14 protein-coding genes are annotated in these 13226 nt (G+C 53.9%); 1 reads left to right on the top strand and 13 read right to left on the bottom strand.

Annotation, left to right across the window (positions count from 1 at the left end):
* Positions 1–9: 9 nt before the first annotated feature.
* From mrdB to leuS, 8 genes are all read right to left on the bottom strand, one after another.
* Positions 10–1122, bottom strand: a complete 1113-nt coding sequence (mrdB, locus tag AC0IXH_RS10915) for a peptidoglycan glycosyltransferase MrdB (protein ID WP_013201272.1) — start codon at positions 1120–1122, stop codon at positions 10–12.
* Between the two features lie 2 nt (positions 1123–1124).
* Positions 1125–3029 (bottom strand): peptidoglycan DD-transpeptidase MrdA, encoded by a 1905-nt coding sequence (gene mrdA, locus AC0IXH_RS10910; RefSeq protein WP_471720418.1) that lies wholly within the window; start codon positions 3027–3029, stop codon positions 1125–1127.
* A 34-nt stretch (positions 3030–3063) separates the two neighbouring features.
* A complete protein-coding gene (gene rlmH / locus AC0IXH_RS10905; RefSeq protein ID WP_013201274.1) occupies positions 3064–3534 on the bottom strand; it encodes a 23S rRNA (pseudouridine(1915)-N(3))-methyltransferase RlmH in 471 nt (156 codons plus the stop codon).
* Positions 3535–3537: 3 nt separating this feature from the next.
* Positions 3538–3855: a ribosome silencing factor gene (rsfS, locus tag AC0IXH_RS10900; RefSeq protein ID WP_041691943.1), complete on the bottom strand. Its 318-nt coding sequence runs from the start codon at positions 3853–3855 to the stop codon at positions 3538–3540.
* Positions 3856–3971: 116 nt separating this feature from the next.
* The gene (gene nadD / locus AC0IXH_RS10895) at positions 3972–4628 is read right to left on the bottom strand and encodes a nicotinate-nucleotide adenylyltransferase (RefSeq protein ID WP_346565869.1); all 657 of its coding nucleotides are present in this window, start codon (positions 4626–4628) and stop codon (positions 3972–3974) included.
* On the bottom strand, positions 4621–5652 hold the full coding sequence (gene holA / locus AC0IXH_RS10890) for a DNA polymerase III subunit delta (RefSeq protein WP_013201277.1): 1032 nt from the start codon (positions 5650–5652) through the stop codon (positions 4621–4623). The genes nadD and holA overlap by 8 nt, the downstream gene beginning before the upstream one ends.
* On the bottom strand, positions 5649–6269 hold the full coding sequence (gene lptE, locus AC0IXH_RS10885) for an LPS assembly lipoprotein LptE (RefSeq protein ID WP_041691944.1): 621 nt from the start codon (positions 6267–6269) through the stop codon (positions 5649–5651). Before lptE ends, holA begins: the two co-directional genes overlap by 4 nt.
* A 14-nt stretch (positions 6270–6283) precedes the next feature.
* Positions 6284–8866: a leucine--tRNA ligase gene (leuS, locus tag AC0IXH_RS10880; protein ID WP_471720417.1), complete on the bottom strand. Its 2583-nt coding sequence runs from the start codon at positions 8864–8866 to the stop codon at positions 6284–6286.
* Positions 8867–9078: 212 nt separating this feature from the next.
* Here leuS and AC0IXH_RS10875 point away from each other — a divergent pair, with 212 nt between their 5' ends.
* Positions 9079–9561: a zinc ribbon-containing protein gene (locus AC0IXH_RS10875; protein WP_013201280.1), complete on the top strand. Its 483-nt coding sequence runs from the start codon at positions 9079–9081 to the stop codon at positions 9559–9561.
* 35 nt (positions 9562–9596) lie between these two features.
* Here AC0IXH_RS10875 and AC0IXH_RS10870 read toward each other — a convergent pair whose 3' ends face one another.
* The 5 genes from AC0IXH_RS10870 to AC0IXH_RS10850 form a co-directional block, all read right to left on the bottom strand.
* Positions 9597–10322 (bottom strand): amino acid ABC transporter ATP-binding protein, encoded by a 726-nt coding sequence (locus AC0IXH_RS10870; protein ID WP_013201281.1) that lies wholly within the window; start codon positions 10320–10322, stop codon positions 9597–9599.
* Positions 10323–11000, bottom strand: a complete 678-nt coding sequence (gene gltK / locus AC0IXH_RS10865) for a glutamate/aspartate ABC transporter permease GltK (protein WP_013201282.1) — start codon at positions 10998–11000, stop codon at positions 10323–10325.
* Positions 11000–11740, bottom strand: coding sequence for an amino acid ABC transporter permease (locus tag AC0IXH_RS10860; RefSeq protein WP_013201283.1), 741 nt, complete (start codon positions 11738–11740; stop codon positions 11000–11002). Before AC0IXH_RS10860 ends, gltK begins: the two co-directional genes overlap by 1 nt.
* A gap of 199 nt (positions 11741–11939) precedes the next feature.
* Positions 11940–12842: an amino acid ABC transporter substrate-binding protein gene (locus tag AC0IXH_RS10855; protein WP_013201284.1), complete on the bottom strand. Its 903-nt coding sequence runs from the start codon at positions 12840–12842 to the stop codon at positions 11940–11942.
* Between the two features lie 58 nt (positions 12843–12900).
* Positions 12901–13212 (bottom strand): hypothetical protein, encoded by a 312-nt coding sequence (locus AC0IXH_RS10850; RefSeq protein ID WP_471720416.1) that lies wholly within the window; start codon positions 13210–13212, stop codon positions 12901–12903.
* Positions 13213–13226 lie beyond the last annotated feature (14 nt).

The following is a 13226-nucleotide window of genomic DNA, read 5'->3' as shown; positions in this document are numbered from 1 at the left end:
TTACGCCTCTTAAACGCTCTTAGACAACAGTTTTCGGTGGGTGTGAATCGACATAATAATGCCAAACCCGGCCATCAGTACGATCAGGGCCGAACCGCCATAGCTGACCAACGGCAATGGAACTCCAACCACCGGGAGAATGCCGCTAACCATACCAATATTAACGAAAACATACACAAAGAAGATCAGCATTAAGCCACCGGCCATTACCCGACCAAAGGTGGTTTGCGCCCGCGCCGCCATCATCAGGCCACGCATAATCACCAGAATGTAGAGTACCAGCAGCACCAGGACGCCGACCAGGCCTAATTCTTCGGCCAGAACCGCAAAAATAAAGTCGGTGTGGCGTTCGGGTAAAAATTCCAGCTGTGACTGGGTGCCATGCAACCAGCCTTTGCCGCGTAGCCCGCCTGACCCAATGGCAATCTTGGATTGAATGATGTGGTAACCCGCGCCAAGCGGGTCGCTCTCCGGATCCAGAAGCATCATAACGCGGTCGCGCTGATAATCATGCATCAGGAAGAACCACAGCACCGGCACGAAGGCCGCCACCATCAGTACCGCCACCGCAATCAGTTTCCAGCTCATCCCGGAAAGGAACAGAACAAACAGGCCGGAGGCGGCAATCAGAATTGAGGTTCCCAGGTCCGGCTGCGCGGCGACCAGCAGCGTGGGCATAAAGATCAGCACCAGCGCGATGGCGGTGTTTTTCAGCGTCGGCGGACAGACATCGCGGTTAATAAAGCGCGCCACCATCAGCGGCACGGCGATTTTGGCAATCTCTGAGGGCTGGAAGCGCACAAAGCCCAGATCCAGCCAACGCTGTGCACCTTTACTGATATGGCCAAACGCATCCACGGCGACCAGCAGGATCACCGTGATGATATACAGATAGGGCGCCCAACCTTCATAAACCCGCGGCGGGATTTGCGCCATCACCAGCATGATCACCACACCCATGGCGATCTGGCCGATTTTACGCTCCATCATGCCTGGATCCTGGCCACTGGCGCTCCAGATCACTAAGGCGCTGTAAACCAGCAGGGCAAAAATCAGAATAAAGAATGTCGGATCGACATGAATTCGGGTCCAGATGGTGCGTTTATGGTGACGATCGTTCATGTCTATTCACCCTCATAACCGGGCGGCACGGGGGCAGCGTCCGGCAGGTTGGTATTGTTATCACCAAGCATAATATGGTCCAAAATCTGGCGCATGATAGTCCCTACGGCCGGGCCTGCGCCGCCATTCTCCAGAATCATGGTGACGGCCACACGCGGCTTGTCATACGGAGCAAAGGCGGTCATCAGCTTGTGGTCTCGCAGGTGTTCAGCGATTTTATGCGCATTGTAAGTTTCGTTGGCTTTCAGGCCATAGACCTGAGCCGTACCGGATTTGGCGGCAATCTTGTAAGGTGCGTCAGAGAAGCTTTTTCTGGCGGTGCCGTTAGGTCGGTTTGCAACACCGTACATACCGTCTTTGGCGATTTCCCAGTAGCCTGAGTGAATATCCGCAATCGGGGGTGAGTCGGGCTGACGATAAGGCACCTGCACATTATTCACCACGTTGGACTGCATCAGGTGCGGTGTTTTCACGATTCCGTCGTTAATCAGGGTCATCATCGCTTTGTTCATTTGCACCGGCGTGGCGGTCCAGTAACCCTGACCGATCCCCACCGGAATGGTATCACCCTGATACCACGGCTTTTTAAAGCGTTTCTGCTTCCATTCACGGGTTGGCATATTACCCGGCGTTTCTTCCACCAGGTCAATGCCGGTCAGGTGCCCGTAGCCAAACTTGTTCATCCATTCGCCGAGGCGATCGATGCCCATATCGTAAGCCACCTGATAGAAAAAGGTATCCGCAGACTCTTCCAGCGATTTGGTGACGTTCAGGCGGCCGTGGCCCCAATGCTTCCAGTCACGGAAGCGCTTTTCGGAGCCCGGCAGCTGCCACCAACCCGGGTCAAACAGGCTGGTGTTTTTGTTGATCACGCCAGCGGTCAGCGCTGAGACGGCAATATAGGGTTTCACCGTTGATGCCGGCGGATAGGCGCCCTGCGTCGCACGGTTAATCAGCGGCCGGTTGGGGTCATTCAACAGCATGTTGTAATCGGTGCTGCTGATGCCATCAACGAACAGATTGGGATCGTAGCTGGGCATCGACACCATCGCCAGAATGTCACCGTTGCGCGGATCGGTCACCACCACTGCGGCACGGCTGCCCGCCAGCAGCGTCTCAATATATTGCTGCAGCTTCAGGTCGATGGTCAGGTAGATATCCTGGCCGGCCTGAGGGGACTGTTCGTGAAGCTGACGGATCACCCGGCCACGGTTGTTGACTTCGACTTCTTCGTAGCCGGTTTTGCCGTGCAGCATCTCTTCGTAATAACGTTCGATACCCAGCTTGCCGATATCATGCGTGGCGGCGTAGTTGGGCCACTTACCTTCATTATCCAGCCGTTCGACATCACGATCGTTAATTTTGGACACATAGCCCAACACGTGAGTCAGCGCAGAGTTGTAAGGGTAGTAGCGGCGTTGATAGCCTTTCACTTCCACGCCGGGGAAAGCATATTGATTAACGGCGAAGCGGGCGACCTGCACATCGTTCAGGCCGGTTTTAACCGCGATAGAGGTAAAGCGGCGTGAGCGCTTACGCTCTTTTTCAAAGGCGACAAGGTCTTCGTCACTTAAGTCGACAATGGGGCGCAGAGCAAGCAGGGTTTTTTCAAGGTCATCGACCTTTTCGGGCACCAGCTCAATCTGATAAATCGTGCGGTTGAGCGCAAGGGGCAGGCCGTTACGATCAAAAATAATGCCGCGGCTGGGCGCGACGGGCACCAGTTTGATGCGGTTTTCGTTTGAGCGGGTACTGTAATCGGTGTAGCGGATAATTTGCAGGTGGTACAGATTGACCACCAGGATACCGGAAAGCACGATAATGCCGATAAAGGCGATCAGCGCCCGACGAACAAAGAGAGACTGTTCGGCAGTGTAGTCACGAAAAGAGTTACGTTGTAATTTCATCCGCTGTTTCAGTGTATCCGGTTGATCCTATGGCCTATTCCCGATGGTAAGGGTGATTTGCTGTGATGCTCCATGCACGATACAAACTCTCCGCAACCAGCACCCGTACCAGCGGATGGGGCAGGGTCAGCGCGGAAAGAGACCAGCTTTGCTCAGCGGCAGCTTTGCAGGCTGGCGACAGACCTTCCGGTCCACCAATCAGCAGGCTGACATCACGGCCATCCAGCTTCCAACGTTCAAGCTGAGTGGCTAAATGGGGCGTTTCCCACGGCTGCCCTGGAATATCCAGGGTAACAATGCGGTTCCCTTTGCCAGTCGCAGCCAGCATCATTTCGCCCTCTTTTTCAAGAATGCGTTTGATGTCGGCATTTTTACCGCGCTTGCCAGCCTGAACTTCAGTCAGTTCCAGCGGCATATCTTTAGGAAAACGACGCAAATACTCCAGAAACCCGGTTTGCACCCAATCCGGCATTTTAGTGCCGACGGCAACCAACTGCAGCTTCACAGCTTAGTTCCAGAGCTTTTCGAGTTCGTAAAGCTGGCGGCTCTCTTCCTGCATGACGTGAACAATCACTTCACCCAGATCGACAACAACCCAGTCAGCGGCAGCTTTACCTGCAACAGCAAAGGTTTCCACGCCAGCAGCACGAGATTCCTGAACCACGTGGTCAGCAATCGACGCCACATGACGCGTTGAGGTGCCGGTGCAGATAATCATGCAATCGGTGATACTTGATTTGCCCTGGACATCTACAGCAACAATGTCCTGGCCTTTTAAATCGTCTAATTTATCAATGACGAAGTCTTGGAGTGCTTTACCTTGCAAAAGGTTCCCCTTGGGTTTTGAGTCGGAGCGGTTGTCCTGCGCCTGTGGCGTGGCTAACCGAAAAAAGATGTTTCCGGATTGCTCCAGAAAATTTAGCGGCGAAGTATACCACGTGCTCAGGGCTTGCGATATAAACCTGCAGCAAGGATGTAGGCCGAAACTGCCGGAGGGATCAAATCGTCACACGATTGCCCGCTGTGCAATCGATCGCGTATTTCAGTCGCAGAGATGGACACCAGCGGCGTGTCTGCCAGAAAAATCCTGCCGCAGGGATGCTGATGCAATATTTCTGCCTGGCGGGTTTGATGCTGTTCCAGCCAGCGCTGTAACGCCGGGGTTTCCATCGTGCTGTCATAACCCGGACGTTTACAGACCAGTAAATGGCACAGGCTAAGCAGTTCTTCCCAGCGATGCCACTTGTGTAAGGTTAGCAAAGAATCCTGGCCAATGATAAACGCCAGCGGCTGGTCGTCGCCCCGTTCTGCACGAAGCTCCGTAAGCGTCTCGAGGGTGAAAGAGGGCGTGTCGCGCTGCATTTCACGCAGATCCAGGTCGAACAACGGCAGGTCGGCAATCGCCAGCCTCACCATTTCCACCCGCTGTGACGGGCTGGCTTCAGGCTGTGGGCGATGAGGCGGCACGTTATTCGGCAATAACGTCACCTTTTTCAGCCCGACCTGCGCGGCTAAAACCTCAACTGGCTTCAGATGGCCAAAATGGATCGGATCAAAGGTGCCGCCGAACAGCGCTTCCAGCGTGTGAGATTCAGACATCGCAGAAATGCTCAGGGAAACCGCGCTGACAAATCAGCAACGACAGCGTTTCAAGATCGGACCAGACCGACTGACCATAATCCTGCTTCAGCGTCAGCTCAATGCGCGTCAGCAGATGGATCGCCTGACTCAGCTGCCGTGCAGAAAGACGTTGCAGCGCTTCGCTGAACAGTGGACGGCGGTTTTGCCAGACGCGGTGCTGATCAAACAGCGTTCTGATCGGTGTTTTCACCATCTGGCGCTGTAAGGTCAGCAGCATCATCAGCTCTCTTTGCACGGTGCGCAATAAGATCACCGGCTCGCTCTCTTCCGCCTGCATCTGGCGCAAAATATGCTGGGCACGTTTACTTTTCCCAGCCAACAAAGCATCCACCCAGTGGAACGGCGTAAAGTGCGCCGCATCGTTAACGGCCTGCTCCACTCTTGGCAGCGTCAGCTTTCCGTCTGGCCAGAGCAGCGACAGCCGTTCCAGCGCCTGGGCCAGCGCCAGCAGATTCCCTTCATAACAGTAGCAAAGCAGCTGAACAGCCGCATCGTCCACGCTCAGCTTGAGGCTTTTCGCACGGGCAATTACCCAGCGAGGCAACTGCGCCTGCTCGGGTGTCTGGCAGGGCACGATCACCGCATTGGCGCTCAGCGCTTTAAACCAGGCACTGTTTTCCTGCGCTTTAGTCAGTTTCGACGCCCGCAATATCAGCAGAATATCGGCATGGAGCAGTGAGGAGAGGGTAACAAGCTGTTCCGCCATCGCCGCGTTGGGACCATTTTCAGGTAGCGTTAGCAGCAGCGTTTGCCGGCTGGCAAACAGGCTTAGAGCCTGGCAGGTAGAGAAGATTGCATCCCAGTCAGTATGGGCATCAATGACCACGCTGAAGTGCTCGGTGAATTCCTGCTTTTGCGCAGCAGCCCGCACCGCATCCTGAGATTCCTGCAACAGAAGCGGTTCGTTACCGGCCAGAATGTAACAAGCGCGCAGCCCCTCGTGGAGCTGCGCGCTGAGTTGCTCAGGGTAAATCCTGATCATCTTGCCAGAGAGCTGTCTGTCAGGCCGGATGCAGGATTGGTCTGATCGATGGCTTCAGGCGTGCTGTCCAGCGTATTGATGGAAGGATCGTCCTCTGCCGCATGTACCGTCAGTAATTTACGCACCAGCTGTTGAGCCGCCTGGGTACGCATTTCACTCATGATAATGTTCTGCTCGGAGTCCTTCGCCAGTGCCGCCAGCGGGTTATCAAAGAATGAACGATACACGGTCGCGCTGATGGGATAGATGCCTTTATTTGGCACCAGCACCTGCGCATTAACGGTCATGTACATCGAGTACTCGGCCGTTTTACCGTCCTGGAAGATGGAGGCTGTGTCACGACCCTGAACCTCACCCATCAGACGCAGGGAAGGCACGGTTTTATGCAGCGTCCCTTTGCTCATCGCCGTGGTGTTGCTGTCATCCAGCACCGTCACGTTATTCAGGCGCAGCTCTTCACGTACGGTACGCGTCAGCGGACCATAAGGATCGGAGGTGTCCAGGATCATCGTTTTCATTTCTTTCGGGACCGAAGTGGTCCCGCGAAGATGAAAGCCACAACCTGCGGTGATTAACACCGCAAGACCCAGCATCACAGATAAAATCGGATGTCGCACAATTCCTCCTGACATCAACCCACGACCAGGTTAAGCAATTTGCCCGGTACGTAAATCTCTTTACGAATGGTGGTGCCATCGACGTACTTGGCAACCAGATGCTCCTGCAACGCACGAGCCTTAACCTGTTCCGCAGTGGCATCAGCCGGAACGGTAATTTTGCCACGCACTTTACCATTAACCTGCACGACCACCAGCAGAGAATCTTCCACCATCGCCTCTTCATCTGCCTGCGGCCATGGCGCGTTGTCGACGTCGCCTTCGCCACCCAGCGCCTGCCACAATGAGAAGCAGGCATGCGGGGTAAACGGATACAGCAGACGCACCACGGATTGCAGCGCTTCCTGCATCAGTGCACGATCCTGCTCGCTTTCCTGTGGGGCACGGGCCAGCTTGTTCATCAGCTCCATAATCGCCGCAATGGCGGTGTTGAAGGTCTGACGACGGCCGATGTCATCGGACACTTTGGCGATGGTTTTATGCAGCTCGCGGCGCAGCGATTTCTGATCGTCGTTGAGGCTGGCGATATCCAGTGCAACGGTCGGTCCTTTTTCGCTGTGTTCGAAGGCCAGTCGCCAGACGCGTTTCAGGAAGCGGTTAGCACCTTCCACACCGGATTCCTGCCATTCGAGAGTCATTTCTGCCGGCGAAGCGAACATCATAAACAGACGCACGGTATCGGCACCGTAGCGCTCAACCATCACCTGTGGGTCAATGCCGTTGTTTTTCGACTTCGACATTTTGCTCATACCGGCGTAAACCAGCTCGCGGCCGGTTGCATCGGTGGCTTTGGTCACGCGGCCTTTCTCATCACGCTCAAGGGTGACATCAACCGGGGAAACCCAGTTACGCTCACCGCTGGCGCCAAGATAGTAGAAGGCATCAGCCAGAACCATGCCCTGGCAAAGCAGGCGTTTGGCCGGCTCATTGGAGGTCACCAGGCCAGCATCACGCAGCAACTTATGGAAGAAGCGGAAGTAGAGCAGGTGCATGATGGCGTGTTCGATACCGCCGACATACTGATCGACCGGCAGCCAATAGTTAGCTGCAGCCGGGTCCAGCATGCCTTTGTCATAGTCCGGGCAGGTATAGCGCGCGTAATACCAGGAAGACTCCATAAAGGTGTCAAAGGTGTCGGTTTCGCGCAGCGCAGGCTGACCGTTGACGGTGGTTTTTGCCCACTCAGGATCGGCCTTGATTGGGCTGGTGATCCCGTCCATTACCACGTCTTCCGGCAGGATAACCGGCAGCTGATCTTCTGGCGTCGGCATCACGGTGCCGTCTTCCAGGGTCACCATTGGAATTGGTGCGCCCCAGTAACGCTGGCGTGAAACACCCCAGTCGCGCAGACGGAAGTTAACTTTACGCTCGCCAACGCCTTTGGCCGCCAGCTTCTCAGCAATGGCGTTAAAGCCTGCTTCGTACGACAGACCGTCAAACTCGCCTGAGTTAAACAGCGTCCCTTTATCGGTCATGGCCGCGTCGGTCAGATCCGGCTCGCTTCCGTCAGCATTAAGGATCACTGGCTTGATAGTGAGGTTGTACTTGGTGGCGAACTCCCAGTCACGCTGGTCGTGGCCAGGAACGGCCATCACCGCACCGGTGCCGTATTCCATCAGCACAAAATTGGCGACCCAGACCGGCACTTTCTCGCCAGACAGTGGGTGCACGGCAAACTTGCCGGTGGCCATGCCTTTTTTCTCCATGGTCGCCATTTCAGCTTCGGCAACCTTGGTATTACGGCATTCGGCAATAAAGTCGGCCAGCGCAGGATTCGACGCGGCAGCCTGCGCAGCCAGCGGATGGCCCGCAGCCACGGCCAGATAGGTCACACCCATAAAGGTGTCTGGACGGGTGGTATAAACGCTCAGTTTTTCGGTGCTTTCTGCCACGTCAAAGGTGATTTCCACCCCTTCAGAACGGCCGATCCAGTTACGCTGCATGGTTTTAACCTGCTCAGGCCAGCTTTCCAGCGTGTCCAGGTCATTTAACAGTTCATCAGCGTAATCGGTGATTTTAACAAACCACTGTGGGATCTCTTTGCGTTCAACTTTGGTATCGCAGCGCCAGCAGCAACCGTCAATAACCTGTTCGTTAGCCAGCACGGTCTGGTCGGTCGGGCACCAGTTAACTGCCGAGGTTTTCTTATAGACCAGGCCTTTTTCGTACAGCTTGGTGAAGAACCACTGTTCCCAGCGATAGTACTCAGGCTGACAGGTGGCCAGTTCACGGTTCCAGTCATAGCCGAAGCCCAGCAATTTCAGCTGGTTCTTCATGTAGGCAATGTTGTCGTAGGTCCATGGCGCCGGCGCGGTGTTGTTTTTTACCGCTGCGCCTTCTGCAGGCAGGCCAAAGGCATCCCAGCCGATCGGCTGCAGGACGTTTTTGCCCAGCATACGCTGGTAGCGGGAGATCACATCACCGATGGTGTAGTTACGAACGTGGCCCATATGTAGGCGGCCAGAAGGATAGGGCAGCATGGAGAGGCAGTAGTACTTCTCTTTACCTTCCTCTTCGGTCACTTTGAACGTTTGCTTCTCATCCCAGTGCTGTTGGACGTGGGATTCTATCTCTTCCGGGCGGTATTGCTCTTGCATGGCAGCCAGTGGTCCTTTGTAAACTTTATGAGTTCGTTCAGATCCGCATAGCATAGCTGATCCGCCCCCGCAGCAACAACAGTAACCGCCCTGACAAACGGCATTTCTCTACAAGCTGGAAGAGAGCAGGCATTTTTGACAGCGGGTTGGGTGCATTTTTTTGATCGACGCTAGAATTACTTCATAACGTATTGGAACGTTTAGGAGAAAAAATGAACAAGGTTGCTCAGTACTATCGGGAACTGGTCTCTTCTCTGACCGAAAGGATCAACCGGGGAGAGCATGATATTGATGCTCTGGTGGAGAGTGCCCGACAACGGATGAACAATCGCGGCGAATTGACCCGCAGCCAGATCGAGGATGTCACCCGAGCGGTGCGCAGGGATTTAGAAGAGTTTGCCCGCAGCTATACCGAGAATCAGGATGATGCAGGGGATAGCGTATTTATGCGCATTATTCGCGAAAGCGTCTGGAAAGAGCTGGCCGATATCACCGATAAAAGTCAGTTAGAGTGGCGCGAAGTTTTTCAGGACCTGAATCATCATGGCGTTTATCAAAGCGGTGAGGTGGTGGGACTGGGGAATTTAGTTTGTGAGAAATGTCAGTTTACCCGGGCGATTTACACCCCTGAAACGCTGACACGCTGTCCTGAATGTGGTAACGATCAGTTCCAGCGACAACCTTTTGAACCGTAGAAATCGGGGCGGAAGGTTCCGCCCCGCTAAGATGATTAATGCAGGATTTTGGCGAGGAAGTCTTTCGCACGATCGGACTGCGGATTGTTAAAGAAGTCGTCTTTCGGCGAATCCTCCACGATTTTCCCCTCATCCATAAAGATCACCCGGTTTGCCACCTTACGGGCGAAGCCCATTTCGTGGGTCACCACCATCATGGTCATCCCTTCATTCGCCAGTTCCACCATGACATCCAGCACTTCGTTGATCATTTCGGGGTCCAGTGCGGAGGTGGGCTCATCGAACAGCATGGCGATCGGATCCATGCACAGCGCTCGGGCGATAGCCACACGCTGCTGCTGACCACCGGAAAGCTGCCCTGGGTGCTTGTTAGCATGGGCTGACAGGCCCACGCGCTCCAACAGTTTCAGCCCCTTCTGACGGGCTTCCTCTTTGTTACGCTTCAGCACTTTTACCTGCGCCAGCGTCAGGTTCTCAACGATGGTCAGATGCGGGAACAGCTCAAAATGCTGAAAGACCATGCCGACTTTGGAACGCAGCTGCGCCAGATTAGTCTTTTTGTCGTTGACGGCGGTGCCGTTGACTTCAATCTTACCTTCCTGAATCGGCTCTAAGCCATTGACCGTTTTGATCAGCGTGGATTTACCGGAACCCGACGGGCCGCACACCACCACCACTTCGCCTTTTTTCACTTCGGTTGAGCAGTCGGTCAGTACCTGAAAGTGACCATACCACTTAGAAACATTTTTCAGGGTAATCATTTAAACCGTCCTTTTTTTCTTTAAATAGCTGACCAACAGCGAAGCGCTAAGGCTGATAACGAAGTAGACCGCACCGGCAAACAGCACCATTTCAATTTCGGTGCCGTTGTTGATGCCGATGGTGTCGGCCGTCCTGAAGAAGTCGGCAAGGCTGAGCACGTAAACCAGAGAGGTATCCTGGAACAGCACGATGCCCTGAGTCAGCAGCAGCGGCACCATGGCGCGAAACGCCTGAGGCAGGATAATCAGCTGCATCGACTGCCAGCGCGTCATCCCCAGCGCCAGCGCGGCGCTTCCCTGGCCTCGGGCGATACTGACAATACCGGCACGAATGATTTCAGAGTAGTAAGCGGCTTCGAACAGCGAGAAGGCAACCATCGCCGAGATCAGGCGGATATCGGTTTTCGGCGACAGACCAAGCACGTTCTGCAGGAAGCTGGGTACCACCAGATAGAACCACAACAGCACCATCACCAACGGCACCGAGCGGAACAGGTTAACGTAAAGGCGGGCAAACCAGCTGACAGGTTTGAAGCTCGACAGACGCATCACCGCCAGCAGCGTTCCCCAGACGATGCCAAAAATGATGGCCGTCACGGTAATTTTGAGGGTGATCACCATGCCGTTCATCAGATACGGCAGGTTAGGAACAATGGTGCTCCAGTCAAATTCGTACATTATTTGCCTCCCATGCCGCCAGGCAGGCGAACCTTACGTTCGACCAGGCTCATCAGCAGCATAATCACAATATTGATGCCAACGTAGGCCAGCGTAATCGCGGTGAAGGATTCATAGGCGTGCGCCGAGTAATCCAGCAGCTTGCCTGCTTGTGCGGCCATATCGACCAGACCAATGGTCGAGGCGATGGCGGAGTTCTTCACCAGGTTCAGCATCTCTGAGGTCATTGGCGGCACAATCACGCGATAGGCGTTGGGTAACAGCACATAGCGGTAGGTTTGTGGCAGCGTCAGGCCCATCGCCAGACCGGCATTCTTCTGGCCTGATGGCAGCGACTGGATCGCCGCGCGAACCTGTTCACACACGCGGGCGGCGGTAAACAGGCCGAGGCACAGCACCGAGCAAGTAAAGAACTGAATATTGGGATCCAGCTCGGATTTGAACCAGGTGCTAATGCTTTCAGGCAGCAGTTCAGGGATCACCAGATACCAGATAAAGAATTGCACTATCAGCGGGATATTACGGAATAGCTCAACGTAACAGGTGCCGAGAGTGGAGAGCAGACGGTTGGGCACGGTGCGCAGAATACCAAACAGCGAACCGACCAAAAGGGCGATAATCCACGCGCAGACGGACACAGCAATGGTGACCTGAAAGCCGGACCACAGCCACCCCAGATAGGTGGTATTACCGAAGGGGGCCTGTTGCAGGAAAATACCCCAGTTCCAATCGATTGACATAAATAACTCCGGAAGAAAAAAAGGGTAGCGAAGCTACCCTGAAGATTGATGAGAGGCTCATTTGCACGTTATGGGGAACGACCACTTCGTACCTTTGCCTGACTATCCGGATGTGTGTTCCGGATGATTCAGGCTGTTGTCTGTCCGAGCCTGTTTTCAACAATCATAGGGCAACCAACGGTCACCCTTATTTTCATTATTAGTTCAGTGCCTTGTCATTTGGCGTTTTGAATGTCGCTTTCATGTCGTCAGACAGGGCGAAGTTCATGTTGAGGTTTTTTGGTGGGATCGGGTTGCTGAACCACTTATCAAACCACTTCGACGCTTCACCTGAAGTCTGCGCTTTCGCAATGGTGTCATCCATCAGCTGTTTGAAGCCGGCGTCGTCTTTACGCAGCATACAGCCGTAAGCTTCTTTCGACTGCGGCGTACCCACGATCACCCAGTTATCAGGCTTTTTAGCTTTAGCACGTTCGCCAGCCAGCAGGGCATCATCCATCATAAAGGCAACGGCACGACCACTTTCCAGCGTACGGAAGGAGTCGCCATGGTCTTTGGCGCTGATGATGCGCATGTCCATTTTCTTCTCATCATTCAGCTTGTTCAGCAGAATTTCGGAAGTGGTACCTGAAGTGACGACAACCGTTTTGCCTTTCAGATCCGGGAAGTCTTTAATCGGGCTGCCTTTCTTCACCAGCAAACGGGTGCCGATAACAAAGATAGTGTCCGAGAAAGCGGCCTGTTTCTGGCGCTCAAGGTTGTTGGTGGTTGAACCACACTCAAAATCGTAGGTGCCGTTTTGCAACAGTGGAATACGGTTCTGTGAGGTGACCGGCAGCATTTTCACCTGCAGATCGGGTTTGTTCAGTTTGGCTTTGATCGCGGCCACGATGGCGTTGGAATAATCCTGCGAGTAGCCGACCACTTTTTGCTGATTATCGTAGTAAGAGAAAGGAACAGAAGACTCACGGTGTCCCACGACAATGACGCCATTTTTAGCGATTTTGTCTAACGTGGGAGATTGTGATGCATCTTCTGCATGGGCGATACCGGATGCAAGGCCAGCCAGTGCCAGGCACAAGCCTAATTTCCGTAATTTCATCTCCAACTCCTTCGTTTAATGGCGTCATAAAATTGCGCCGATTGTGATGTTATGTTTATTAACTGCTGCTTTTCTTTTTATCCCAGGACGTAATCGCCCCCTGAATAGTCATAACATAGCCGAATGTTAAAACGATGAAACAAGAAAGTTTCTTTTTTGCGAAGCGTGCCGCACCAAATAAAGGCATTGTTAAAAACAATGCTCCGCCCTGGGGCAATGATTGAGCCACAATGGTGCGGAAACGCTTATGCAAGGCTTTATGCAGACTAATCAGCGAGTTCGCTGGTAATGTTTTGCAATCGTCGTGCCAAAATGTTTTTTGTGAAACAGTTAGCAGCAGGATCTGCTTGTAGATGCAGGAGAAGGGCAAAAAAAAACGCCGAA

This window comes from Erwinia sp. AC075, from assembly GCF_979253995.1.
The sequence above is the reverse complement of the archived record's forward strand: the minus strand, read 5'-3'. Positions and strand labels throughout refer to the sequence as shown.

What these genes read in the sequence shown, in the direction of transcription:
- mrdB (WP_013201272.1), bottom strand. Translation starts at nt 1,122, where the DNA reads ATGAACGATCGTCACCATAAACGCACCATCTGGACCCGAATTCATGTC.
- mrdA (WP_471720418.1), bottom strand. Translation starts at nt 3,029, where the DNA reads ATGAAATTACAACGTAACTCTTTTCGTGACTACACTGCCGAACAGTCT.
- nadD (WP_346565869.1), bottom strand. Translation starts at nt 4,628, where the DNA reads ATGTCTGAATCTCACACGCTGGAAGCGCTGTTCGGCGGCACCTTTGAT.
- holA (WP_013201277.1), bottom strand. Translation starts at nt 5,652, where the DNA reads ATGATCAGGATTTACCCTGAGCAACTCAGCGCGCAGCTCCACGAGGGG.
- leuS (WP_471720417.1), bottom strand. Translation starts at nt 8,866, where the DNA reads ATGCAAGAGCAATACCGCCCGGAAGAGATAGAATCCCACGTCCAACAG.
- AC0IXH_RS10875 (WP_013201280.1), top strand. Translation starts at nt 9,079, where the DNA reads ATGAACAAGGTTGCTCAGTACTATCGGGAACTGGTCTCTTCTCTGACC.
- AC0IXH_RS10870 (WP_013201281.1), bottom strand. Translation starts at nt 10,322, where the DNA reads ATGATTACCCTGAAAAATGTTTCTAAGTGGTATGGTCACTTTCAGGTA.
- gltK (WP_013201282.1), bottom strand. Translation starts at nt 11,000, where the DNA reads ATGTACGAATTTGACTGGAGCACCATTGTTCCTAACCTGCCGTATCTG.
- AC0IXH_RS10860 (WP_013201283.1), bottom strand. Translation starts at nt 11,740, where the DNA reads ATGTCAATCGATTGGAACTGGGGTATTTTCCTGCAACAGGCCCCCTTC.
- AC0IXH_RS10855 (WP_013201284.1), bottom strand. Translation starts at nt 12,842, where the DNA reads ATGAAATTACGGAAATTAGGCTTGTGCCTGGCACTGGCTGGCCTTGCA.